We start from the raw sequence: 24,189 nt of genomic DNA on the forward strand, positions 1-24,189 counted from the left end.
TGCCGGTTTTTGGTTTCGAATTTTGAGAACTCAACAGCGTGCTTTAAGTCAATGCCAATTTTTTTTTGCAGTGTCTGCTGGGGTGATGCTCTGCCTGGTTTGTGGTGGGGTGTTGTTTTGGTGGGTGTTGTTTTTGGGGAATGGATCCTTTTTTGGGTTTGTTTCTTGTTTTTTCCTTTGATTGATGGCCCCTGATTGTGTGTTGGGGGTTTGTTGGTGATTGGGTTCTTTGTTGATTTTTTGGTGCCTGGTGGGTTTGGCCTGTTGTGGGTTGGGTTTTGCTGGGTGTTGTTTTTTCAGCGGAGAGTTTGATCCTGGCTCAGGACGAACGCTGGCGGCGTGCTTAACACATGCAAGTCGAACGGTAAGGCCCCTTTTTTTGGGGTGTACGAGTGGCGAACGGGTGAGTAACACGTGAGTAACCTGCCCCAGACTTTGGGATAACAGTTGGAAACGATTGCTAATACTGGATATGAGCTGCTGCCGCATGGTGGTGGTTTGAAAGTTCCGGCGGTTTGGGATGGGCTCGCGGCCTATCAGCTTGTTGGTGAGGTGATGGCTTACCAAGGCTTCGACGGGTAGCCGGCCTGAGAGGGCGACCGGCCACATTGGGACTGAGATACGGCCCAAACTCCTACGGGAGGCAGCAGTGGGGAATATTGCACAATGGACGGAAGTCTGATGCAGCAACGCCGCGTGCGGGATGACGGCCTTCGGGTTGTAAATCGCTTTCATCCATGACGAAGCTTTTGTGACGGTAGTGGGTAAAGAAGCACCGGCTAACTACGTGCCAGCAGCCGCGGTGATACGTAGGGTGCGAGCGTTGTCCGGATTTATTGGGCGTAAAGAGCTTGTAGGCGGTTTGTCGCGTCGGGAGTGAAAACTCGGAGCTTAACTTTGAGCTTGCTTTCGATACGGGCTGACTTGAGGGAGGTAGGGGAGAATGGAATTCCTGGTGGAGCGGTGGAATGCGCAGATATCAGGAGGAACACCGGTGGCGAAGGCGGTTCTCTGGACCTTTCCTGACGCTGAGAAGCGAAAGCGTGGGGAGCGAACAGGCTTAGATACCCTGGTAGTCCACGCCGTAAACGGTGGGTACTAGGTGTGGGGGACATTCCACGTTCTCCGTGCCGTAGCTAACGCATTAAGTACCCCGCCTGGGGAGTACGGCCGCAAGGCTAAAACTCAAAGGAATTGACGGGGCCCCGCACAAGCGGCGGAGCATGCGGATTAATTCGATGCAACGCGAAGAACCTTACCTGGGTTTGACATATGCCGGGAGCGTTCAGAGATGGGCGTGCCTTTTTGGGTCGGTTTACAGGTGGTGCATGGCTGTCGTCAGCTCGTGTCGTGAGATGTTGGGTTAAGTCCCGCAACGAGCGCAACCCTCGTCCAATGTTGCCAGCGGGTTATGCCGGGGACTCATTGGAGACCGCCGGGGTCAACTCGGAGGAAGGTGGGGATGACGTCAAGTCATCATGCCCCTTATGTCCAGGGCTTCACGCATGCTACAATGGCCGGTACAAAGAGCTGCGAGCCTGTGAGGGTGAGCGAATCTCGGAAAGCCGGTCTCAGTTCGGATTGGGGTCTGCAACTCGACCCCATGAAGTCGGAGTCGCTAGTAATCGCAGATCAGCAACGCTGCGGTGAATACGTTCCCGGGGCTTGTACACACCGCCCGTCAAGTCATGAAAGTCGGTAACACCCGAAGCCGGTGGCCTAACCCTTTTTGGGAGGGAGCTGTCGAAGGTGGGACTGGTGATTAGGACTAAGTCGTAACAAGGTAGCCGTACCGGAAGGTGCGGCTGGATCACCTCCTTTCTAAGGAGTTTTTGTGTGCTGCAACGTGTTTGTGTTGTGGTGTTGGGTGGAACATTGACTTGTTGTCTTGGAGGGATTTTCTGGTTGTGGGTTTTCTTCAGGGCGGGGGCACGTTGTTGGGTTTTGAGGGGTCGATGCTGTAGTGCTGGCTTCTTGAGGTGTGTTTCTTGAGAACTTTATAGTGGATGCGAGCATCTTTGTAGAATTTGTGTTGTGTTTGGCAAGCTACTAAGTGCGATCGGTGGATGCCTTGGCACCAAGAGCCGATGAAGGACGTTGTAACCTGCGATAAGCCTAGGGGAGTTGGTAAACGAGCTGTGATCCTGGGATGTCCGAATGGGGTAACCTTGAATGTCCGGAGTTATGTCCGGTGACTTCTGCCTGAATGTATAGGGTAGTTGGAGGGAACGCGGGGAAGTGAAACATCTTAGTACCCGTAGGAAGAGAAAACAATAGTGATTCCGTGAGTAGTGGCGAGCGAAAGTGGATGAGGCTAAACCTATACCGTGTGATAGCTGACAGGTGTTGCGGTGTGGGGGTTGTGGGATGTTGTGTGGCCTGGCTGTTGACGGGTCGTGGAGTGATAAATGGTGGGTGAAGTTGAACAGGTTGGAAAGCCTGAGCGTAGTGGGTGATACTCCCGTAGGCGTATGTCTGCCACTTCATTGCAATATTTTCCCAAGTAGCACGGGACTCGTGGAATTTCGTGTGAATCTGGCAGGACCATCTGCTAAGCCTAAATACTCCTTGGTGACCGATAGTGGATGAGTACCGTGAGGGAATGGTGAAAAGTACCCCGGGAGGGGAGTGAAATAGTACCTGAAACCGGTCGCATACAATCCGTCGGAGCCTTCTGCTGTGTGTGGGGGGTGACGGCGTGCCTTTTGAAGAATGAGCCTGCGAGTTAGTGATGCGTGGCGAGGTTAACCTGTGTGGGGTAGTCGTAGCGAAAGCGAGTCCTAAGAGGGCGTTGAGTCGCGTGTTCTAGACCCGAAGCGGGGTGATCTATCCATGGCCAGGGTGAAGCGAAGGTAAGACTTCGTGGAGGCCCGAACCCACTTCAGTTGAAAATGGAGGGGATGAGCTGTGGATAGGGGTGAAAGGCCAATCAAACTCCGTGATAGCTGGTTCTCCCCGAAATGCATTTAGGTGCAGCGTTGCGTGTTTCTTGCCGGAGGTAGAGCACTGGATGGTCTAGGGGGCCTACAAGCTTACCGAAATCAGCCAAACTCCGAATGCCGGTAAGTGAGAGCGTGGCAGTGAGACTGTGGGGGATAAGCTTCATAGTCGAGAGGGAAACAGCCCAGATCATCAGCTAAGGCCCCTAAGTGGTGACTAAGTGGAAAAGGATGTGGAGTTGCGTTGACAACCAGGAGGTTGGCTTGGAAGCAGCCATCCTTGAAAGAGTGCGTAATAGCTCACTGGTCAAGTGATTCTGCGCCGACAATGTAGCGGGGCTTAAGTTATCCGCCGAAGCTGTGGCGCCTGCACTGTTGTGTGGGTGGGTAGGGGAGCGTCGTGTGTGTGGTGAAGTTGCGGGGTGACCTGTGGTGGAGTGCATGCGAGTGAGAATGCAGGCATGAGTAGCGAATGACGGGTGGGAAACCCGTCCGCCGAATATCTAAGGGTTCCAGGGTCAAGTTAATCTGCCCTGGGTTAGTCGGGGCCTAAGGCGAGGCCGACAGGCGTAGTCGATGGATAACGGGTTGATATTCCCGTACCGGCGGAGCAACGTCCGTGCCGGGGCGCATGATGCTAAGCATGCGAGGCTGTGGTTTGTCTTTCGGGGCAGGTCATGGTTGAGTCTGTGATCCGATTGTGTAGTAGGCAAGCTGCGGAGGGACGCAGGAAGGTAGCTCATCCTTGGTTTTGGTTGATCTGAGGCTAAGTGTGTAGGGCGGGGTGTAGGTAAATCCGCATCCTGGGTGCCTGAGACATGATGGGCCTAGCCCCTTTGAGGGGTTGGGTTGAGTGATCCTATGCTGCCTAGAAAAGCTTCGTTAGCGAGTTGTGAGCCGCCCGTACCCTAAACCGACACAGGTGGATAAGTAGAGAATACTAAGGCGATCGAGTGAATCGTGGTGAAGGAACTCGGCAAAATACCCCCGTAACTTCGGGATAAGGGGGACCTGAAGCGTATTAGACTATTTGCGTTGAAAGCGTTGAGGGTCGCAGAGACCAGGCCCAAGCGACTGTTTACTAAAAACACAGGTCCGTGCCAACTTGTAAGAGGATGTATACGGACTGACTCCTGCCCGGTGCTGGAAGGTTAAGGGGAACTGTCAGCCACTGTGTGTGGTGAAGCGGTGAACTTAAGCCCCAGTAAACGGCGGTGGTAACTATAACCATCCTAAGGTAGCGAAATTCCTTGTCGGGTAAGTTCCGACCTGCACGAATGGAGTAACGATTTGGGCGCTGTCTCCACCACGAACTCGGTGAAATTGCATTACGAGTAAAGATGCTCGTTACGCGCAGCAGGACGGAAAGACCCCGGGACCTTTACTATAGTTTGGTATTGGTGATCGGTGTGACTTGTGTAGGATAGGTGGGAGACTGTGAAGCTGGGACGCTAGTTCTGGTGGAGTCGTCGTTGAAATACCACTCTGGTTACTCTGGTTATCTAACCTAGGGCCATGATCTGGTTCAGGGACAGTGCCTGATGGGTAGTTTGACTGGGGCGGTCGCCTCCTAAAAGGTAACGGAGGCGCCCAAAGGTTCCCTCAGCCTGGTTGGCAATCAGGTGTTGAGTGTAAGTGCACAAGGGAGCTTGACTGTGAGACTGACGGGTCGAGCAGGGACGAAAGTCGGGACTAGTGATCTTCTGGTAGCGGATGGAAGCGCCAGGACTCAACGGATAAAAGGTACCCCGGGGATAACAGGCTGATCTTGCCCGAGCGTCCATAGCGACGGCATGGTTTGGCACCTCGATGTCGGCTCGTCGCATCCTGGGGCTGGAGTCGGTCCCAAGGGTTGGGCTGTTCGCCCATTAAAGCGGCACGCGAGCTGGGTTTAGAACGTCGTGAGACAGTTCGGTCCCTATCCGCTGCGCGCGTAGGAGTCTTGAGAAGGGCTGTCTCTAGTACGAGAGGACCGGGACGGACTAACCTCTGGTGTGCCAGTTGTTCCACCAGGAGCACTGCTGGTTAGCTACGTTGGGAAGTGATAACCGCTGAAAGCATCTAAGCGGGAAGCACGCTTCAAGATGAGGGCTCCCACAGAAACAATCTGGTAAGGCCCCCCACAGACCATGGGGTCGATAGGTCGGACGTGGAAGCGTAGTAATACGTGAAGCTGACCGATACTAATAGGCCGAGGGCTTACCACACAACACACACCCACAACTGTGCACTAACCGCATCCACTATAAGGTATCCCAAGAAACACACCACCCCCAACCCAAAAAGGCAGGGGGGCTACAACTTCACACTATAGACTTGGTTGCCGGTTTGTGACGGTGGTCATAGCGAACAGGGAAACACCCGGACCCATCCCGAACCCGGAAGTTAAGCCTTTCAGCGCTGATGGTACTGCACACGCCAGTGTGTGGGAGAGTAAGACACCGCCGAACAACCACAACCACAAAATTTCATCGAAGCGGTCCCCATACCTCCGGGTATGGGGACCGCTTCTCATTTCTATGAGGCTTATGACCAAAATCTAGGGCCAAGAAATAGTCTCACGAACCCTCACCCGCCAGGACCCGGAGGCTTATTCAGCAATGCTGCTGAGTCCTTGCAACCTACGGCTGACAAGGGGAGATGTCGCGGATGGAGCGATTCATAAATAACCCTCCCGGAACATCCAGACGCCACCACAATTCAGGCTTCGGCAAAACCGCGAGCAGCGCATCGTACATCAAAGACGACTCCTGGCTGGGGTCTGCGCCTCGATCCTTCACTAGATCTCTCAGCCCTGACGGCGGAGACTCGACGAGCAGTGGGTAGCCTGCTGCGGCAAGGCAGTTCTCGGCGGCGCAGGAGTCTTGGACTTAGGGGATTGTCACAAGCACGGACAACTTGGCGTTGACAACGAGTCTCGTCACGGCAGAAACCGCCTATTTGTCGCCGGTCCTAGCCTGTATCTCATCCTGGGGTCGGGGAGCTTGATCGCGGCGTCGGTGCGTGCGTGTTCGGATGCTTCTGTGAAGCCGCTGGACAGCCTGGGACTGTGCACGCGATGGCCTGGGTCGTGTTTTGCCTGGTGTCTACACAGCCTGTATCCGGTGGGGTTGCTTCCCGCCTTGGTTTGCATTCGTCGTGAGGCCGACATCCTGGGCAGGCATACCACCGCCGCCGCCTGATTTCCTGCCGTGCTGCCTCTGACCATGGCTGACCCGATGCCGGGATCCTGTAAGCCTGGATCTTGTAAACTACATACCCAAAAGGGATGGAATCTCCTGAAAACCTCTATAGACTTAAAGCCCAGGCATACAGGATGTCTGGGACGCGGTTAGGCAAGGGAGCCTCGTATGGATTTGGTCTCTGGCCCTGGGGAGGGTGCCGCATCGATAGCATTGCTTCGCGCGCTGAAAGCGGGCGATCTCTTGGCGTGGGGGGCCGGGGAGCCTGAGCTTCGCCACTTTGACGAGGAGAGACGATGAGCTTCCACAAGACCGGCAGTCCAGCGGCCATCGCTACGGAGGTCACAGGTCTGTTCTGGCTGGCAGAGGCCCCCAAGGGGGCTGCTGTGGCTGAGGTGGTGAACCGTGGGCAGTCGTGGCTGGAGACTCGCCGGCTCACCCCTGGGATTCCCGACATTGAGGACGCCGCCCGTTTCGGACGCGGACTCGCCTACACGCATGCCGCTGGCGCCCCGCACTGGGGAGCGCCCCCACCGGGGCTGAGAGAGACGGATGCGCGCCTGGCGGAGCTTCCCGCGCCGGTCAGCACCACCCCGCGTTGGGAGTGCTGGGGCGAGTTTTACGCCGAGGCCAGGCTCCGTCCCTACCTGCGGCTGGCCGATGTGCCCCGCGAGGCCAGGCTGGTGCTGCACCGCGCCATCGACCTGGTCGCGGAGGGTCGTTTCGACGCCCCGCAGCCGGCGCTGGTCGGAGACGTCGCCAGGATCCACGGTGACCTTTGGGCGGGGAATGTGATGTGGGCGGTCACACCTACCGGCACTAGGGGAACGCTGATCGATCCGTCAGCTCACGGCGGGCATGCTGAGACCGACCTGGCTGAGCTGGCTCTCTTCGGCGCCTCGAACCTGGACGCCATCATCGCCGGGTATCAGGAGGTCAGTCCCCTGGCCGACGGGTGGCGGCAGCGGATCGCGGTGCACCAGTTCCACATGATCCTGGTGCATGCGGCCCTTTACGCCGGCAACTACGTGCACCAGGCACTCACCCTGGCTCGTCGCCTGCGTGGCGACGCAGAGCGGAACAGACGCGATCTCGCGAGCTGATCGCTCACAGTCGTGACTCCCGCGGGTCAGCCGACCCGCGGGAGGGGGCGTGATCACCGGGCCTGAGGATAATCCTCAGGGGGGATGCGTACGCTGGCGGGATAATCGTCATCTGGGTCCATGACGGCGATGTTGTCGTCGATGGGGTCGACGTCGGTGTAGTCGTCTTCGAGACTGATCGAGAGCTGCTGGTTCCTCGGCTCAAGGGGACTGCGCATCACCCCGTCACGCTGCTCCGGCATTCTCAGGCGGGCGGCAGTGGCCAGGTGTCCGGCATGCATGTCCAGCCTCAGAGTTTGCTCTGCCGCGGATGGCTCGTCGACCTCGGTTTCGTCGTTCAGTTCTGCCGGAAGCGGCTCGCCTGCATCAATGAAATGAGGTGTCGCATGGGGCACGGGGCTGCCGGCCCATGACCCGGGGCGGGCGGGGTCGTGGTGTTCCGCGGCCTCGTCGGCAGATGGTGGGGCAGTGCGCGCGGTGGTCGACTCGTTGTGAGTCACCACGGGGTACACCTCACTGGTGGGGATGTGGTGCTCCATCTCGGGTTCGGCGATGGGAGCGGTGCGGGGCGCCAGGTCACGGAACACCGCCGTCAAAGGGGTGTAGTGGGCCATGGGCTGCGCACCATTCACAGCCGGTGAGGGTTTGAGGGGGTCGGCTGCCAGCTCAGTGGGCTCCGCGGTGCGGTGTGCCGCCTCGTAGATCGCGACCGGTGGAGCAACCTTCCGCGGCGTCTCGGGGGCCTCGCCGGGGTCCTTGATCGCGGGAATCAGGCGGGTCTCGGTCTGCTCCTCGAAATCCGGGAAGACATGCTCGCGGGTTTCCTCCTCGCGAGCGGCCGCCGCCTCTGCGGCCTCCCGGTACTCGGCCCGCTGTGCCACGAACTCTGAGAACTCGGTGAAGACGGGCTCCGGGATTAAAGGCACCAGGCGAGGCCCGGTCTGTTCCTCAGGTCTCGGGCCAGCCGGGTCCTGGTGGGTCACCGCCGGGATCTCGTGGGTTGGGCGCTTGACGCCGGGGGCCGCCTGCCCGGTCTTCTCCGCCTGTCCGGCCTCCTCAGCGGCCGATTCCCCAGGATCCCCGGATTCCCCAAATTCTGTGGGATCCGCGGGTTCTGCTGTCGTGACCACGTCCTCAGGTCCGGCAGGGGCTGTGGGGACGGACTGCTCTCCGGTCTTGGGCTCCTCGGTCTCCGGGGCCGCTGCTGCGTCCTGGTGCTCATCAGGCCTGGGATCGGCGGACGACGTGGCAGCGTCCGCCTTGCCGGTGTTCTCCGCGTTCTCCGCGCGTTGGCTGGCGTCGTGCTCTGTGATGCTGTCCGGCTGCCCGGCGGTGTCCTTGGCTCGCTTCTGCACGGCCTGTGCATTGGCGACCGCCTTGGCGGGTGCCTCCTCGGGTGACGGTGCAGCCTGCTGCTCGCCGCCCTCCTTAGCCACCTCGTTCCCGGTGGTCTCTGCTCCAGTGTTTTCGGGGCTGTTTTCCTCGGCTTTCTCAGCAGTTTCGAGATCGCCTACCCCTGCTTCCTCACATGGGGCCGCCTCGGGCTTTTCGGCGTGGCTGGTTTCCCCGTCCTCATGCTGTCCGGCCGGGGCTGCCTCGGATTCCACGACGCCAGTCCCGGAGCCTTCAGACTCGGTGTCCTCAAGCTCTGCGCTGTCTTTGTCCTCGCGGTTTTCGTCCCTGGCCGCCTCGGCTTTCTCAGTCTCCCCTGAATCAGATTTCCCGGATTCGGCAGCCTCGGGTTTCTCAGCCTCAGAATCCTTCGTTCCCGATTCCCTGAGGCCGGTCACATCGGTCTTCTCGGACTCACCGGAATCCTGGCCGGTGATGATTTCGCCTGACTCCTCGGCGGTGTCGGGGACTTCTGGTTTCTCTTCCGCGGACTTCTGCCTCTCGGAATTCCTGGAATCCTCAGCAGCTGTCCTGGATTCCTCGGTCTCCTCCGGAGCCTCAGGCTCGGGAGCCTCGTCCTGCTGGGCGGGTGCCTCCTGCGCAGCCTGCTCCCGCTGTTCCTCCTGCTGCGTGCCCGGGAGAGCATCGGAGGCGGATCCGATCGGCATGTCAGCAGCCTCGTTTTCGCTGCCGATTGCCTGCCAGGGTTCCTCTTTGATGACTGTGGTGGTCTCTGGGACGCTCTCCTGTGCGGTGTCCTCGGTGTCTTGAGTCTGTGGTTCGGGTGCATGCTCGTCGGCTGTGATCGGCATTTCGGTTCCGCTGCCGATTGCCTGCCAAGGCTCTTCCTTGATGACTGCGCTGGTTTCTGGGACGCTCTCCTGCGCGGTATCCCCGGCCTGCTCCTCGGGCGCGGATTCCCCGGCCTCCGGCGTCGTGCCGGCTTTGGCCTGCTCACGCTCGGCATCGATTCGGGCCTGGCGTTCTTCGTGCTCGGCGTCAAGTAGCGCCTGGAGTTCTGCGGTTTCGCGGCGGGCCTGCGAGAGCTCGTCCTCCAGGGATTCAATCCGGTCGAAAAGACCCGGCATCGTCTTGTCCCAGGCCGCGGTGGCGCGGTTCTCCAGACGGGCCATGTCGATTTCCTGCTTGTTGATCTGCTCCTCAAGCTCGACGACCTGGCGGTGGGCTTCCTCCGCCCTGGTGATGTGCTGTTCGGCCTCCTGGGCCTTCGCCTCGGCTTGGGTGGCGCGGTCCTCGGCTTCGCGGGCGATCTGGCTGGCCTCGGCAGCCCGGCTCTCTGCCTCCGAGAAGCGCTGACCGGCCTCTTCGGCCTTCGCCTCGGCCTGGGTGAGACGCTCCTCGGCCTGGGTGACGCGCTGACTAGCTTCCTCGGCCTTCGCCTCGGCCTCGTGGGCGCGCTGGTTCGCTTCCTCAAGTTTCGCCTCGGCCTCACGGACCCGAGCTTCGGCCTCGTTGGCCCGCGACTGCGCCTCCAGCAGCCGCGAGTCCAGGGCAGGCTGGGGAGTTGGAGCCGGGGTGTCGTTGATGATCCGCGGGATCATATGCGTCTCGATGGTGGACTCGTCCGAGACGGTCTGGTCGTTCAGATAGTCGGGCCGCTGGGCGTTGTCCTCTGCGTCCTCTGCCCTGGCCGCCACGGGGGCTGCGATGTCCTGAGCCGCCGGCGATAGCTCGTCCGGCTCACCCGAGATGGTGTCATCGCTCAGGGGATCCGGCATCGACCTCGCCGGGACGGCCTGGGGCGCTGCCGCCGGATCGGCTGATGTGGCCGGGGCGGTGTACAGCGCCGGATCAGGCGCGAAGGGCGACGAGTTCGACTGCGGCGCCATCTCCTGCGCCTCAGCCACTGGCTGGGCTCCCGGCGTGGCGGCCACCATGAGGGGGGCCGTCTGGGTCGCGGTGAGCGGAGACTCCTGTTCCTCCAGCTTGCGGGCGGCGAGCGATTCCGGCTGTGAGCCGGCGGCCCCCGGCGCGGCGGTGGATGGTGTCGCCGCCTCAGCGGCTGCCTTGGCTGCTTTTGCCCGGGCGGAGCGTTTTCCGAGCATCCAGCCCAGGAACAAAGCCAAACCCGTGCATACGAGCAGTATTGCCGCCAGCTGAATAATTAGCGAAATATGTCCGTTCATGATCACCTTTCCCCTCGACGCACGAACGTCACTCGCCGGTTCGCTTCCTGGCCTTCTTCTGTTGCATTTGATTGTGTCGGCTCTGTGTCGGCTTTCCCGACGGGCACCAATTGATCGCGATTGGCCCCCGCTGCGACGAGGGCATCGACCACACGCTGAGCGCGTTTTTCTGACAGCTCTTTACGGAAAGCCGGGGAGCGGCCATTGTCGGTATGCCCGTCGACCTCAATGGTGACATCCGGATTGGCCTGGAGCCAGAGTGCCAGCTCAACAATTTTGGAGCGCTGACCAGATGGGACATCGGCCTCCCCACCCTCGAAATGCACCACCGGGTTGGGCATCTCGCCGGTGGTCGGGGTCGGCGAGGGACTGGGCGACGGGGTCGGTGACGCCGTCGCTTCCGGGGTGTCTGCGGTGGTTGGCGTGGGCGCCGGGGTGCTCTGTGAGGGCGACGCCGCGGGCAGTGAGGCCGCGTCTGCCTCGACCCGGACCACTCCTGGTACGTCGAGCACCAGGTTCACTGCCTTTCTCAGCTGTTCCTGGTTGCTGGAGGCGACGGTGGCGCTGAGACCTGAGAAGGTGACGGTGGCGTCCACGCCCTCGGCGGCCAGGACCCGGCTGGCCTCCTGAGTGAGTGTGTGCTCCACCAGCAGAGTGCCTCCCACGGCGCTGATGGCCACGAGCGCGGTCAATCCTGCGGCCACGGCCACTACAGTTCCCTTCACGGCACCTCCGATGCTCTTGCGGACCCGACCTTAATCCCTTGTCGCCTCATCTTAGGTATCCAAGGCAGTTTCGCTGAACGTTTTTCTGGTCGCACACTAACTTTCGTCTGGAATCATCTAGTATTCCACTTCGAGGGAAGAGCCACAAAGGGGATAACATGTCCGCCAGTGTGATCAGCCAAGGACTCAGCATGGAGGCGCTCTAGCGTGACATATCCAACGACGCCGGAAGAACCGGAAGGAAGCGCAATGGACGGAAAATACGGCAGCAGCAAGCACGGCGACCTCCAGCTGGTGCTCAGTTCCATCAGGCGTGCCATCCCCGAGCTCCACGGCGTCATGATCGCCTCGCAGGACGGTCTCGCCATCGCCCACGACTTTCCCGAGGCCGATGCGGAGCGCGTCGCTGCCATGGCTGCCACCGCCCTGGGTCTCGGCAAGCGCATCACGGAACGCACCAACATGGGCGAGCTGGCGGAGTCCGTGATCCGCGGCAGGGAGGGATACCTGGTGGTCTATGGCGCCGGCGACGACGCGGTGCTGGTGATGAAGGGTCCGATAGACGCCAACCTCGGCCTGATGCGCGTCGAGGCCCGGGTGGCGGCGGTGGAGATCAAACAGCTGCTGACCAGGGCCTGAGTATGCAGTCGATGCTTCAGATCGCGCAGGAGGCGATCAGCCAGATCCCGTTGCAGCGGCGTCTTCGCGACGACGACCATGAGATCATCCAGCGCCACCACCAGGAGCTGCTGGCCCTCGGGCCCGCGGTTGCGCAGTCCTTCGAGGAGGTTCTCTACTCCCAGCTCACCTCAGGGGCGGGGATGCCGCGGGAGAGCCTGGAGCGCTGGTGGCGGCGGACGATCGACGGACCACTTGGCGACGACTACTTCTCCCGGATGGCCTTCACCGGTCTCGTGCACGTGACCCAGGGGGTCACGAACCCGATGATGCTGGCGATGTCGGACCACGTGGTCCAGCTGGTCGCCGACGCGGCCGCGTCCTTCCAGCCCTCCGACGCGGAACGCCGCGAGCTGCTCGCCGCCGTCGGGAGGGTCGCGGGCACCGTCCGCGCGGTCGTCGCCTGGAGCTACGAGCAGGCCGTCAGCGCCGCGCTCTACGAGGTGGCGGGCATACCCGCGGCGCTGCTGACCCGCCTGCGCGACCAGGAGGTCACCGCCGTGCTCGGGAAGGCCCGCGCTGAGCTTGGGACGCTTGGGACGTGAGGGCCGCCGCCCAAGGTTCCCCCGCCGGCGCCGAGGGGGTAATTTGATGCCATGCGAGTGCGATCCGATGTGCATGCCTGGCTGACCGACATGGACGGTGTCCTGGTGCATGAGGAGCAGGCGCTCCCGGGGGCGCAGGAGCTGATCGAGCAGTGGACCCGCTCAGAGACGCCGTTCCTGGTGCTCACCAACAACTCGACCTTCACCCCCCGCGACCTGTCCGCGCGGCTGCGGGACTCCGGGCTTGTGGTGCCGGAGGACCACATCTGGACCTCAGCGCTGGCCACGGCCACCTTCCTGGAGCAGCAACAACCCGGCGCATCGGTGTACGTAATCGGCGAGGCCGGCACCATCACCGCGCTGCACGAGGCTGGTTTCGTGCTCACCGACCGGAACCCGGACTTCGTGGTCATCGGGGAGACCCGGACCTACTCCTTCGAGTCCATCACCCGCGCCATCCGGCTGATCGACGCGGGGGCACGGTTCATCATCACCAACCCCGACGCCACCGGCCCGAGCACCGACGGGGTGCTGCCCGCCACCGGCGCCATCGCGGCCCTCATCAGCGAGGCCACGCAGAGGAAGCCCTACGTGGTGGGCAAACCCAACCCGATGATGTTCCGCTCCGCCCTGAACCGCCTCGGCGTGCACAGCGAGCACACGGGCATGATCGGCGACCGGATGGACACCGACATCGTCGCCGGGATGGAGGCTGGGCTGCATACAGTCCTGGTGCTCACCGGGATCTCCACCCGCGAGTCCGTCAAGAGGTTTCCCTTCCGGCCCAGCGAGATCGTCGCGGGCGTGCACGAGCTGGTCGGTGAGGTGTCCTGACCCCGGCTCTTCACACCCCAGTTTTTCAAGTGCCCTAGTTTTTCAACCTGTGACGAGCGGGACCGCCAGCAGCGCGATGGCGGCCGCCGCCAGGAGGGTGTCGCGCCAGGACCAGGACAGGTCGTGCAGGCGGGTGGGGTGCCGGGTGATGCCGTAGCCGCGGGATACCATCGCGGCGGCCAGGTCCTCTGACATGCGGATTCCGCTGGTCAGCAGCGGAATCATGACCGTGGCGTGGGCCTTGATGCGGCGCACGAGGCCACCCGAGCTGATGCGTGCGCCCCGGACCTGTTGCGCGTCGGTGATTTGACGGGCACGCTGCCGCAGCGTCGGGACGAACCGCAGCGCCGTCGTGCACATGAACACCAGTGCGTTCGGCAGCCGGAGTGTGCGCATCAGGGTGGTGAACTGCTCGGTGGGGGTGGACGCCAGCACCGCCGCCGACCCGCACACCATGGCCACCAGCCGCAGCACCAGGTTCGCGGCGTGGCGCAGTCCGCCTGCGGTCACCGGTAGCGCGCCGGGCCACAGCCGGGTCACGACGTCCGGATCAGCCCCCGGCGGCGGGGCGAGGACCGCGAAGGCGAATACCAGGAACAGCACGGGCAACAGCGGCGCCAGGAGGCCCCGGAGCCGCCGCAACCCATCCGTCCCGGAACCGCCTCCCACTGATGAACCACCGGAAGACACCAGAGCCCCGGCCGTCACCGCGGCCAGGACGAGATTCGCCAGCGGATCTAAGGCCAGCAGGGTCGCGGCCACGACGGCTGCTAGGGCCAGCAGCTTTGACCGCACGTCGGCCCTGCTGAGCAGCGATGCCTGGCCCTGGGGCCGTGTGGGCTCGCCGGTGGTCTTTGGCGGTTCGCCGGGATCCGGGGCCTGGCTGCCGGGCTTGCCGGTGGAGGCCAGGTGCAGCTCCGCGAGCCGGGCCTCGTCGTCGAAAAGCCTTGTCATGGGGATATCCAGGGCCAGGCGGCCCTCGTCGAGCACCACTGCGCGCGTGGCATACCGGGCGGCCAGCTGGAGGTCGTGGGTGATCAGGACGACGGTGGCACCGGCCCGGTGCAGGCCGGAGACCAGCTCCATCAGCGCCTGCGTGTCCCGCCAGTCCTGGCCGGTGGTGGGCTCGTCGAGAATGAGGATCCCAGGGGCGCGGACGAGCACCGACGCGACCGCGAGCCGCTGTCGCTCAGCCCGGCTGAGCCGCAGCGGATGGGTCCCGGCGGCGTCGCCCAGCCCCACCTGGCCGAGCACTCGCCCGACGCGTTCCGCCACCTGCTCCTGAGATACGTTTGTATTGCGCAGGCCGAAGGCGGCCTCGTCGAAGACGGTGTTCGCGAAGATCTGGTGGTCGGGATTCTGGAAGACGAACCCCACCTCGCCCGCCAGGTCACCGGCGTCGCGGCCCCCGGCGTCACTGCCGCTCACCCGCACCATTCCCGAAGTGGGGCTCAGGAGTCCGGTGAAATGCCTGGCCAGAGTGCTTTTGCCTGCACCGTTGCCGCCCAGCAGCGCGACGAACTCGCCGCGATAGATGGCGAGATCCACGCTGTCGAGTGCCAGCGCCCCCGAGGGGTACCGGTGGGTCAGGGCGATCGTCTCCAGGACTGGTGTGCGGGTGGACGCCTGAGGCGGGGTGCTGCGCGGGGCCTGAGGAGATCGGGGCCTGGGGCCGGCCGCCGGCCGTAGCCCCGCCGCCGCCATGCGCTCCGCGTCCCGGAGGAAGGGGCCTGGCGGGCCGAAGTAGCTGACCCGGCCGCCGGCCAGCACCAGGAGCAGATCGGCCCAGGTGGCGACGGCGTCCGGGTCATGCTCCACCAATACTATCGTATTGCCAGCGTCGCTGAGGGTTCGTATGATGCTGCGGACCGCCGCCGCGCCCTCCGGGTCGAGTGCCGAGGCCGGCTCGTCGAGGACCAGCAGCTGCGGTTCCATCGCGAGGACCCCGGCGATCGCGAGCCGCTGGAGCTGCCCGCCGGACAGGGTGGTGGTCTCGCGGCAGGCCAGGTCCGCCAGGCCGACTGCGGCCAGGGCCCGGCGCGCCCGCGAGATCACCTCGTCCCGCGGCAGGCCCAGGTTCGCGGGACCGGCGGCGGCGTCGTCGAGCACCAGGCGCTCCATCACCTGAGCCTGGGGATCCTGTGACACCAGGCCGGCGACGCGCACCAGCTGGGGCAGCGACGCCTCGTGGGTGGCCATGCCCGCCACCCGCAGCTGCCCGTAGAGGTCGCCGGGGTGGTGGTGGGGAACCAGGCCGTTCAGGGCCATCGCGAGAGTCGACTTGCCTGCCCCCGTCGCGCCCATCACCGCGACCCGGCTCCCGGCGGGGATCTCGCAGGTGACGTCCTGGAGCTGGCGCCGACCGGTGCCGCGGTGGGAGAAACCGAACCGGCGGGCCTCGATCACCGGGCCGTCAGCTCCGCCACCGGATGCCAGGGGACGTGCCCGGGGACCAGTCCCCGCAGGTCCGCCGCGGAGTTGGGGTCGCAGGCGATCAGCACGCAGCTCGCGGGGCCGCCGGAGGCGTCGAGGGGCAGGGGATGGGTCAGCCAGTTAAGGCCAAGACCCGCGGAGGAGGCGAGCTGCCCGGTCTCGTAGCCGATGCCCCGCGACCCGACCGGCAGGGCGTCGTGGACCAGGCCGCTCCCGACGAGGTCCTGGACGGTGGGTAGCGGCACGATGTCCGGGTGGCCGATGAAGATCTCGTCGTGCGGGGCGGATCGCGGCCAGCCTGCGCACACCACCAGGTCGCCGGGCCGGCCGCCGGCGGTCAGAAGCTCGCCGGTGACAGTCCCGATGGCCGTCACCCCGACCCCCGTCGCTGGCGACGGCACGTTCTCCTCGGTGCTGCCCGTCACCGCCTCGGGTGGGATGCCGACGTTAGCCGCGACCTCCCGGAACATGTCGATGAAGGGCGCGGCGTCGGCCAGGTCGTGGCACAGGGTGTTGATCAGCGCGACGGGACGCGCCCCGGCACACAGCACCTCCAGCAGCGGCACCCGGGCCGCGAAGTGCGCCACCAGCTCCGCGGGCACCCGCACTGGATCGGCGGGGCGCGGGCCGATGCCGCCCACCGAGTCGCATGCGACCACCAGGCGCGGGGAGCCGTCGATGACCAGCAGGTCGCGGACGGGGCGCACGGGGCTCGTCATCGCCGCCCGGGACCGGTGATCCCGACGGGATGGTCGGCGAGCCCGGCCGCGGCCAGCGCGACCCCGGCCACTGCCGCCACCACGATGTTGATGGCCGACCCGGCGAGCAGCGGCACCACCTGCGCGACGTACATTCCGAGGCCGCCGACGGGGATCAGGATCGCCGGGGCCAGCAAGCCGTTCAGCAGCGCCGCCGCCACGCCACCCGCCAGGAGGCCTACGCGGCGGCTCAGCCACCCGAAGACCCAGGCGAAAAGGAACATCTCGGCCGCGACGATGAGGTGGACCGGCAGGCCCAGCGGGAGACCAGCAGTCGCTGCGGAGATCAGGTGCCCGAGCGCCCCGACGATGCCGCCCTCAAGCGGGGAGAACACGGCGGCGGCCAGGTATCCGGGGGCTGAGTCCAGCGCGACGGTGCCCGTCGGGCTGGGGATCTTGATGAAGGCCCCAGCCCCCGACAGCGCCACCAGGATCGCGATCCGCGCCACCCGGCGCGGGGTGAGGAACCCGTGCGGGCCAGAGGTGGAGAAGGTGACCTCGTCCTGCGGGGCCGGGGGCTGCTCGCTCATGTGACTTTCCTCGTATCGGTGCTGGTGGGGCCGCGCCGGCGCGCGGACCACCACCGCAATGTACCGGAAGCTGCCCGGAGGGCCGCGCCACGGTCCAGGACACTCCCCGGCCAGGATGCCTGGGCAGTGCGGCTTGACCCCTGTGGTGGGATTGGGCGCATGACCACGCAAGTTGATTTCTGGTTCGACCCGACGTGCCCCTGGGCCTGGATGACCTCCCGCTGGATCCTGGAGGTGGAGAAGGTCCGGGACGTCAAGGCCGTCTTCCACCCCATGAGCCTGTTCATCCTCAACGAGGGGCGCGACCTCGACCCCGGCTACCGGGCGCACATCGACGAGACCCTCATCGCCTCCCGCGCCGCGGCGGCCGTCATGAAACTCTACGGGCACGACCAGGTCCGCGACTTCTACACCGCCCTTGGTACCCGCCTGCACCCGAAGGGCGAGCCCATCACGGTGGAAACCATCGCTGCTGCCCTGCAGGAGGCCGGGCTCGATGCCGGCATCGCCCAGCGCGTGACCACCGACGAGTTCGACGCCGACCTGCGCGCCTACCAGAAGGTGGCGCAGGACCTCGTCGGCACGGACGTCGGCACTCCGATCATCCGCATCAACGGCATGGCCCTGTTCGGCCCGGTCATCTCGCCAGCCCCGAAGGGCGAGGCCGCGGGCGAGCTGTTCGACGGCGTGGCCAAGGTGACGGCCTACCCGGGCTTCTTCGAGCTGAAGCGGTCCCGTGACGTCGGACCAATCTTCGACTGAGGGGCTTCGCTGCTCCCTACCCGGGCGAGAGGACCGGCCACCCCGGCCGGTCCTCGATCCCAGTGAGACTCCAGGTAGGACATGTAGGACAAGGCGTATCGTGGAGGCATGAACGCTCAGCCCGCCGACATACCCACGCCTTACCCGGACAGCGTCAGCCTGCGTGAACTCAACCAGCGCTCGGGACGCATCATCGCCCAGGTAACCGAGTCTGGCCGGCCAGTGACGGTCACCGACCGCGGCCGCCCAGTAGCCCAGATCGTCCCCATCCGTCCCGACGAAACTCCCCGCGAGCGGCTCCTTCGCGAGGGCAAACTCCGGCCCGCCACGGGGCCATTCCGGCTCCCTAAGGTTCTAGGCAAGCTGCCCGAAGGCATGACAATCGAGCAGCTTCTGGCTGAAGACCGGGAGGAGATCGACCTCGATGCTCTACGTTGACACATCGTGTATGGCTCTTCTCCTCCTTGGGCAGGATGGGGCTGGCAAGGTTGAGAACCTACTGGAGCAAGGGGACCGTTGGCATTCAGTGAATTCCTCGGTTCTGCTGGAGATCGAACTCATCCGCGTGGCGCGCCGCACACGCACTCCAGTGGAGAGTGCGCGGACGCTCTTGACCAACATAGAACTGCTGGAGATCTCCCGCGAGGTGGTCGATGGCGCCTGTGCGCTGACCGGGGAACTGAAGTCCCTCGACGCGATTCACCTGGCCAGTGCCCTGATCCTGCACAGCGACGCTGACCCCGTCACCGTCCTCACCCACGATGCCCGCTTGGCCGAGGCGGCGCGGGCGCGGGGCTTGGCCGTCGCGGATCCGCTAACCCCGTAGCCCGCCTGTCCTGCTGATCCTGCTGATCGCCGAGTTAGTCCCCGAGGCCGGTGCCGACGGCGCGTGCGGTCTGGATCCACGGATGGTCTGGCGGCACCAGCGCCAGGTTTCCCGCGACCTTCCTCAGGTCGACGGGCGCGGTGCCGTCACCCTTGCTGGCGACCATGACGCCACTGACGCCGTCGGCGATCAGGTCGGCGGCGGCGGTGCCGATCCGCGACCCCAGCAGCCGGTCCTCCGCGCAAGGCGTCCCGCCGCGCTGTACGTAGCCCAGGATCGTGACGCGGGTCTCCAGGCCGGTCGCGGCCTCCAGCTCGCGGGCCAGCTGGAAGGTGTGCTCGCGGTGGTCGTCGAGGACCCGGGCGAGATGGTCCTTGGCCGCGGCCTTGGCCTCGGGCGTGGTGGCGGACTTCTTGAGCGACTCGGCGGCGGCGATGGCCTGCGCGGTCTTGACGTCGGTGGCGCCCTCGGCCACCGCGATCACGCTGAAGTTGGTGCCGCGGGCCTGTCGCGCCCGGATGGTCTCGGTGATGGCGTCCACCGAGTACGGGATCTCGGGGATCAGGATGACGTCGGCGCCACCCGAGATGCCCGCCCCCAGCGCCAGCCAGCCGGCTTTGTGCCCCATGATCTCCGCCAGGATCACGCGGTGGTGGCTATGGGCGGTGGAGTGGAGGCGGTCGATGGCGTCCGTCGCGATCTCCAGGGCCGTGGAGAAGCCGAAGGTGTTGTCGGTGTGGGCGACGTCGCGGTCGATGGTCTTGGGCAGGTGCATCACCGGGATGCCCGCCTCGGACAGCCGTAGCGCGTTCTTTGCGGTCCCGCCGCCGCCGAGCATCACCAGGCAGTCCAGCTCGTTGCGCTCCACCACCTCCCTGATGGTGGGGATGGCGTCGACGGTCTCGCCATTCAGCCGCATGCGATGCACCTTGTCGCGGCTGGTCCCGAGAATGGTGCCGCCGACGGTGAGGATCCCGGACAGCGCCTCCGGTCCGAGCGTGAAACTGCGGTCCTCAGCGAGTCCGCGCACGCCGTCGCGGAAGCCGATCAGCTCCATGCCGTGCCGGCCGATGGCGGCCTTGCCGAGCCCGCGGATGGCGGCGTTGAGGCCGGGGGAGTCGCCGCCAGCCGTGAGCACCCCGACGCGCTTTGCATTGCCCATGTGAACCTCCCTGCTCCGTGCCCGAGCCTACCTGGGTGTCGACGAGCACGGAATACACGAGAAGCCTGCTTTTGCGTCTCGACTTGCCGTTGAGAGTGATCTCATAGGCAACTTCAGACGCAAAAGCAGGCTTCTGCCTATAGATGCCGCTTGGTCCTCGCAATAACACAAATGGCCATTTGTGTTACGGTGCGGGCAGCCGACCTGGAAGGACAATCCCATGACCTACGACAGCGCCTACGACATCGTGAAGAAGTACCACCACGCCTGGACGAGCGGTGATGTCGAGCAGGCGATGGAGTGCGTCGCTGATGACATCATCTGCCATGCCCCCGGTGGTGACCTGGAGGGCAAGGACGTCTACCAGGAGTTCATCGGAGCCTTTGCGCCATCGCTCATCGGCATTGGCGATATCGCCGAGTTCGCCGCCGGGGATCGCGTCGCCTTGTTTTACTACCCGCAGACCGCGGCCACCTCAACCGTCCCGGCTGCTGAGCTCTTCACGGTCCGGGAGGGGAAGATCGTTGAGAGCGTGCTGATCTTCGACCGGCTCTCCTACAGTCCTCCGCAGTGATGACGCCCGGGCAGACGGCTCTCGTTGAACGCCTTCGCGTGCTCCTCGCCGGGGAGGCAGTGGTGCGGGAGGTGTCGATGTTCGGGGCAGGTCGTTTTGGCGTCCGCGTCTTTGCCGATGGTGGGGCCGGCGGTTCCGCGGCATTCCGGCTGACCAGTACAGGCCGTCCGGAAAACGACGCGCTTCGCACGATGTCCCAGCTACCGGTGTGAACCTGGAGGCACTAGCGTTGGCGCATGGTTAGAGTTCTGGTGGGATATGCGACGCGGGCAGGCTCCACGGCTGAGGTGGCCGGGATCATCGCCGATGAGCTGCGTGCCCGGGGCTGTGACGTCGACGTGAGGGACCTGCGTGACGCCCCCGACCCGGCCGGATTCGGCCTCTACGTGCTGGGCAGCGCCATCCAGACCATGACCTGGCTGCCGGAGGCGCTGGACTGGTTGCGCAAGCACGGGCAGCAGGTAGGGCGCGCTGCCCTATTCAACGTCTCCATCACCGCCGTCGACCCCACCAAGAACGACGAGGCCCTCAGGTGCAACAAGGCCGCGGCCGAGCTGGTCGAAGCGACCTCGCAGGCTGCGTTCGCAGGCCGCTACGCCCCCGAGAAGGTCGGTTTCCTCAAGCGGCTGCTGTTCTGGGTGCTCGCCAAGAAACCCGGCGACCACGTCGATCCTCCCGTCATCCGGGCCTGGGCCAGGGCCCTGACGCTGGATCCAGCCGCGCCTCCCGGCTCAGCTGGCTGAGACGGACCGGAACACGTCGAGGAACCGGGAGGCCCACTCTTGGCGTCTCTTGTGGGAGCTGATGGCTTTCTCGTATTTGTCGGCCGCAACCCTGGCGGTGTGCTCGATCTTGTCGCCCAGGGCACGTTTGCTGGCCTCGATGGCCAGACGCTGGTTTTTGACATCCTGCAGGAGGAAGTACCCGGTTGCCGCCGTTCCCAATCCGGCGATGATGAGCAGCAGCGCCAGCGCTGAGCGCGATGTGACCAGAATCACGACCGCCAGGAGGCACAGTCCCACCCCAGCCCACATGACCCCGTTGCCGCGCACAGCCAGGCCGTGGGGGTCCTGCGCCTCGTAGCGGCGCATCAGGGCGTGCACCTTGGAGCGGTCGTGCACGCCGTTGGGGTCCACGGTGAGGTCGCCATAGCCAAGGACCTGCTCGCGCGGCATCGCGGGACGCTGCTCCGCCAGGAAGTCCTGGGCCATGGGCACGAAGACCTCACCGAACAGCACCCAGAGCCGACGACGGTCCTGCCGGCTGACCTGGTCATCGAGGGCGCTCTGGCGCAGCACATCGAGTACCGCATGACGTTTCTCAGGCACCTCATCAGGGACCTCGCTGGCGCCTAGGGGGTTGTTGAACTGCTCCTCCAGGACCTCCGCGCGGGCCAGCAGCGCGCGCTCGTCCTCGCTGCCATCGCGGATGCGTAGCTGCAGCACCTGGATGAGCAGAGCCTGGCCGACCTCCTCGGCATCCGGCTCAGCCGTCTCCCCGGACTCCCCGGGAAGGCTGCTCGTCGCCGGGGCTGCCTCCTCAGGCTCGATCACCGGCGCAGCGGGGATGGACGCAGGTCGCCTGGAGCTGTCCTGGCTGGGATCGGAATCCGGCATCGTGAAGTCGGGACGTCCCGGGGCATCCGGTGCCCGGCTGGTTTCCCCAGGGACCTCCTGCGGGTTGAGGTCCGCGAGTCTGCCGGTCACCCAGTCCAGGACGTCGCCCTCGTTATTGGTCCCGGCGTTGGTTTTCGCCCACTCCAGCCAGTCCGCGGCGTCGGGAAGCAAGGGCTGGAAGGTGGGCTGCAGCGTCGCTAGCGCCGCCGCCCCGAAGGCTCCGTGCAGCACTGCGCCCCAGACCAGCAGCTGCCACGTCGCCCACGTGCCGTCCTCGTCGGGGGCCAGGAGTCCTGGCAGTTTGGCGGCGACGGTGCTGCCCGCCCCCAGCGCGGCCTGGGCGATGGTGAGGAAAACGGGCGCAGCGCCGGGGTCGCGCTGGGAGGCGACGGCGGCGAGGTCCGGGTCGACGGAGCCGTCGGGACGCAGCGCGGCCATCGCCGGGGGCAGCCAGTACCCCTCGACGTCCGGACGCTGCGGGGGAGATTCGCCATCGAGAAGCACCCCGAGATCCTGGAACGCGAAACGCCGCGCCTCGGCTTGCTGGGGGAAGGCCGCGAGCTGTGTGCGGATGCCATCGAGCTCCACGAACGCGACGAAGGCGTTGGTCAGCGCATTCAGCCTGGTTTCCAGTGAGCCGCGCATGTTCTTCAGGTCGGACCGGAGCTTGGAGGTCTCACGCCGCTGGCGTGCGCTGCTGACCGCCGTCACCTCGGCCTGTTGTTTCAGCTCTTTCACCTGCTTCTGCAGGCCCCGCACGGTGGCGTCGGCATGTTGCCAGAGCCAGAATGTCTCACTCACCTTCGCAATACTGCTACCGCACGGGGTCACCCGCGGTCTCTGCCCGGTGCCCGGCACCGGGTGAGGGGATTCCCGCCACCGGGGCCAGCGGTCCCGCTCACAGCACGTGATGGGCGGCTTCACGCCGCCTCGCGGCGGCTGGCAGGATGGGGCCATGTACCCCACCTATGTGCCTGACCCGGACCGCTACGACGGTCGCATGCCCTACCGCCGCTGCGGCCGCTCAGGCCTGCTGCTGCCTGCCCTCTCGCTCGGCTTCTGGCAGAACTTCGGCGATGACAAGCCCCTTGGGGTGCAGCGCGAGATCGTCCGCCGCGCCTTCGACGCAGGCATCACGCACTTCGACCTGGCCAACAACTACGGCCCGCCCTACGGTCAAGCGGAGGTCAACTTCGGGACCATCCTCCGCCAGGACCTCGCCCCGTTCCGCGACGAGCTGGTGATCTCCACCAAAGCCGGCTACGAGATGTGGCCAGGACCCTACGGGCAGCGCGGTGGGTCGCGGAAGTACCTTCTCGCCTCCCTCGACCAGTCGCTGCGGCGCATGGGCCTGGACTACGTCGACATCTTCTACTCGCACTGCTTCGACCCGGACACCCCCCTGGAGGAGACCGTCACGGCCCTCGACCACGCGGTCCGCTCCGGAAAGGCGCTCTACGTCGGGATCTCGTCCTACTCGGACGACGAGACGCGGCAAGCCGCTCGTATTGCCCGTGAGCTCGGCACTCCGCTGCTGATCCACCAGCCGCTGTACAACATGTTCAACCGCTGGATCGAACCCCGCCTGGTGGAGGCCTGCGAGTCCGAGGGCATGGGGATCATCTCCTTCACCGCCCTGGCGCAGGGGCTGCTCACCGACCGCTACCTGGACGGCATCCCCGGCGACTCGCGGGCCGCCCGGGGCGGGTCGCTGTCCCGGGAGACCTTGAGCGACGAGGTCCTCAGCCGCATCCGGGGCCTGAACGAGATCGCCCGGGAGCGCGGGCAGTCGCTGGCGCAGATGGCGCTCGCCTGGGTGCTGCGGGACCCGCGGGTCACGTCCACGCTGATCGGGGTCTCGTCGCTGAGACAGCTCGACACCAACCTCGGAGCCCTCGACAACCTGACATTCACCGACGACGAGCTGGCCGCCATCGACCAGTACGCCGCCGCTCCCGGAACCGAGCTCTGACCACTGCAGGG

General features: G+C 64.8%; 18 protein-coding genes and 3 rRNA genes. 14 read left to right on the forward strand and 7 right to left on the reverse strand.

The window, feature by feature from the left end; translation table 11 throughout:
- Positions 1-296 precede the first annotated feature (296 nt).
- The 4 genes from SK1NUM_RS00005 (at position 297) to SK1NUM_RS00020 (ending at position 7,224) form a co-directional block, all read left to right on the forward strand.
- A 16S ribosomal RNA gene (locus tag SK1NUM_RS00005) occupies positions 297-1,821 on the forward strand.
- 218 nt (positions 1,822-2,039) lie between these two features.
- Positions 2,040-5,146: ribosomal RNA gene (locus SK1NUM_RS00010) — 23S ribosomal RNA — on the forward strand.
- A 125-nt stretch (positions 5,147-5,271) separates the two neighbouring features.
- Positions 5,272-5,389, forward strand: a 5S ribosomal RNA gene (rrf, locus tag SK1NUM_RS00015).
- Together the 16S, 23S and 5S rRNA genes form the textbook arrangement of a ribosomal RNA operon.
- Positions 5,390-6,417: 1,028 nt before the next feature.
- Positions 6,418-7,224: a fructosamine kinase family protein gene (locus SK1NUM_RS00020; protein WP_212323807.1), complete on the forward strand. Its 807-nt coding sequence runs from the start codon at positions 6,418-6,420 to the stop codon at positions 7,222-7,224.
- 53 nt (positions 7,225-7,277) lie between these two features.
- Here SK1NUM_RS00020 and SK1NUM_RS00025 read toward each other — a convergent pair whose 3' ends face one another.
- Both SK1NUM_RS00025 and SK1NUM_RS00030 read right to left on the reverse strand, forming a co-directional pair.
- Positions 7,278-10,763, reverse strand: coding sequence for a hypothetical protein (locus SK1NUM_RS00025; RefSeq protein ID WP_212323809.1), 3,486 nt, complete (start codon positions 10,761-10,763; stop codon positions 7,278-7,280).
- A 2-nt stretch (positions 10,764-10,765) separates the two neighbouring features.
- Complete coding sequence (locus SK1NUM_RS00030) at positions 10,766-11,488, reverse strand: OmpA family protein (protein WP_212323811.1); 723 nt, start codon at positions 11,486-11,488, stop codon at positions 10,766-10,768.
- 249 nt (positions 11,489-11,737) lie between these two features.
- Between SK1NUM_RS00030 and SK1NUM_RS00035 the strand changes: the two genes are divergently transcribed.
- From SK1NUM_RS00035 to SK1NUM_RS00045, 3 genes are read left to right on the forward strand one after another with little or no spacing between them, the layout of a single operon-like run.
- Entirely contained in the window at positions 11,738-12,127 is a 390-nt protein-coding gene (locus SK1NUM_RS00035) for a roadblock/LC7 domain-containing protein (RefSeq protein WP_212323812.1), read from the forward strand.
- 11 nt (positions 12,128-12,138) lie between these two features.
- Positions 12,139-12,711: a protoglobin domain-containing protein gene (locus SK1NUM_RS00040; RefSeq protein ID WP_223927656.1), complete on the forward strand. Its 573-nt coding sequence runs from the start codon at positions 12,139-12,141 to the stop codon at positions 12,709-12,711.
- Positions 12,712-12,762: 51 nt separating this feature from the next.
- The gene (locus SK1NUM_RS00045) at positions 12,763-13,545 is read left to right on the forward strand and encodes an HAD-IIA family hydrolase (protein WP_212323816.1); all 783 of its coding nucleotides are present in this window, start codon (positions 12,763-12,765) and stop codon (positions 13,543-13,545) included.
- 42 nt (positions 13,546-13,587) lie between these two features.
- Here SK1NUM_RS00045 and SK1NUM_RS00050 read toward each other — a convergent pair whose 3' ends face one another.
- From SK1NUM_RS00050 to SK1NUM_RS00060, 3 genes are read right to left on the reverse strand one after another with little or no spacing between them, the layout of a single operon-like run.
- Positions 13,588-15,951 carry an energy-coupling factor transporter ATPase gene (locus tag SK1NUM_RS00050; RefSeq protein WP_212323817.1) on the reverse strand — a complete coding sequence of 788 codons (2,364 nt, stop codon included), beginning with the start codon at positions 15,949-15,951 and terminating at the stop codon, positions 13,588-13,590.
- Complete coding sequence (locus SK1NUM_RS00055; RefSeq protein WP_212323818.1) at positions 15,948-16,697, reverse strand: AIR synthase related protein; 750 nt, start codon at positions 16,695-16,697, stop codon at positions 15,948-15,950. Before SK1NUM_RS00055 ends, SK1NUM_RS00050 begins: the two co-directional genes overlap by 4 nt.
- The gene (locus SK1NUM_RS00060; protein ID WP_212323819.1) at positions 16,694-17,266 is read right to left on the reverse strand and encodes an ECF transporter S component; all 573 of its coding nucleotides are present in this window, start codon (positions 17,264-17,266) and stop codon (positions 16,694-16,696) included. The genes SK1NUM_RS00055 and SK1NUM_RS00060 overlap by 4 nt, the downstream gene beginning before the upstream one ends.
- A gap of 159 nt (positions 17,267-17,425) precedes the next feature.
- Between SK1NUM_RS00060 and SK1NUM_RS00065 the strand changes: the two genes are divergently transcribed.
- From SK1NUM_RS00065 to SK1NUM_RS00075, 3 genes are all read left to right on the forward strand, one after another.
- Positions 17,426-18,028 (forward strand): mycothiol-dependent nitroreductase Rv2466c family protein, encoded by a 603-nt coding sequence (locus SK1NUM_RS00065; RefSeq protein ID WP_212323820.1) that lies wholly within the window; start codon positions 17,426-17,428, stop codon positions 18,026-18,028.
- A 108-nt stretch (positions 18,029-18,136) separates the two neighbouring features.
- The gene (locus SK1NUM_RS00070; RefSeq protein ID WP_212323822.1) at positions 18,137-18,466 is read left to right on the forward strand and encodes a type II toxin-antitoxin system Phd/YefM family antitoxin; all 330 of its coding nucleotides are present in this window, start codon (positions 18,137-18,139) and stop codon (positions 18,464-18,466) included.
- A gap of 10 nt (positions 18,467-18,476) precedes the next feature.
- Positions 18,477-18,854 (forward strand): PIN domain-containing protein, encoded by a 378-nt coding sequence (locus SK1NUM_RS00075; RefSeq protein ID WP_212323824.1) that lies wholly within the window; start codon positions 18,477-18,479, stop codon positions 18,852-18,854.
- A gap of 34 nt (positions 18,855-18,888) precedes the next feature.
- Here the strand turns inward: SK1NUM_RS00075 and SK1NUM_RS00080 are convergent, their stop codons facing one another.
- On the reverse strand, positions 18,889-20,016 hold the full coding sequence (locus tag SK1NUM_RS00080) for a 6-phosphofructokinase (protein WP_212323826.1): 1,128 nt from the start codon (positions 20,014-20,016) through the stop codon (positions 18,889-18,891).
- A gap of 220 nt (positions 20,017-20,236) precedes the next feature.
- Here SK1NUM_RS00080 and SK1NUM_RS00085 point away from each other — a divergent pair, with 220 nt between their 5' ends.
- The 3 genes from SK1NUM_RS00085 to SK1NUM_RS00095 are packed head-to-tail and all read left to right on the forward strand — an operon-like array spanning position 20,237 to position 21,333.
- Positions 20,237-20,590, forward strand: a complete 354-nt coding sequence (locus SK1NUM_RS00085; RefSeq protein WP_212323829.1) for a nuclear transport factor 2 family protein — start codon at positions 20,237-20,239, stop codon at positions 20,588-20,590.
- Positions 20,587-20,802 (forward strand): hypothetical protein, encoded by a 216-nt coding sequence (locus SK1NUM_RS00090; RefSeq protein ID WP_212323831.1) that lies wholly within the window; start codon positions 20,587-20,589, stop codon positions 20,800-20,802. The genes SK1NUM_RS00085 and SK1NUM_RS00090 overlap by 4 nt, the downstream gene beginning before the upstream one ends.
- A 24-nt stretch (positions 20,803-20,826) precedes the next feature.
- Positions 20,827-21,333, forward strand: a complete 507-nt coding sequence (locus SK1NUM_RS00095; RefSeq protein ID WP_212323833.1) for a flavodoxin domain-containing protein — start codon at positions 20,827-20,829, stop codon at positions 21,331-21,333.
- Here SK1NUM_RS00095 and SK1NUM_RS00100 read toward each other — a convergent pair.
- Entirely contained in the window at positions 21,322-23,007 is a 1,686-nt protein-coding gene (locus SK1NUM_RS00100; protein ID WP_212323834.1) for a hypothetical protein, read from the reverse strand. The genes SK1NUM_RS00095 and SK1NUM_RS00100 overlap by 12 nt on opposite strands.
- A 154-nt stretch (positions 23,008-23,161) precedes the next feature.
- Between SK1NUM_RS00100 and mgrA the strand changes: the two genes are divergently transcribed.
- Entirely contained in the window at positions 23,162-24,178 is a 1,017-nt protein-coding gene (gene mgrA / locus SK1NUM_RS00105) for an L-glyceraldehyde 3-phosphate reductase (protein WP_212323837.1), read from the forward strand.
- The last annotated feature ends 11 nt before the right edge of the window (positions 24,179-24,189 follow it).

Origin of the sequence: Arachnia rubra (genome assembly GCF_019973735.1) — a bacterium.
Classification (GTDB): Bacteria; Actinomycetota; Actinomycetes; order Propionibacteriales; family Propionibacteriaceae; genus Arachnia; species Arachnia rubra.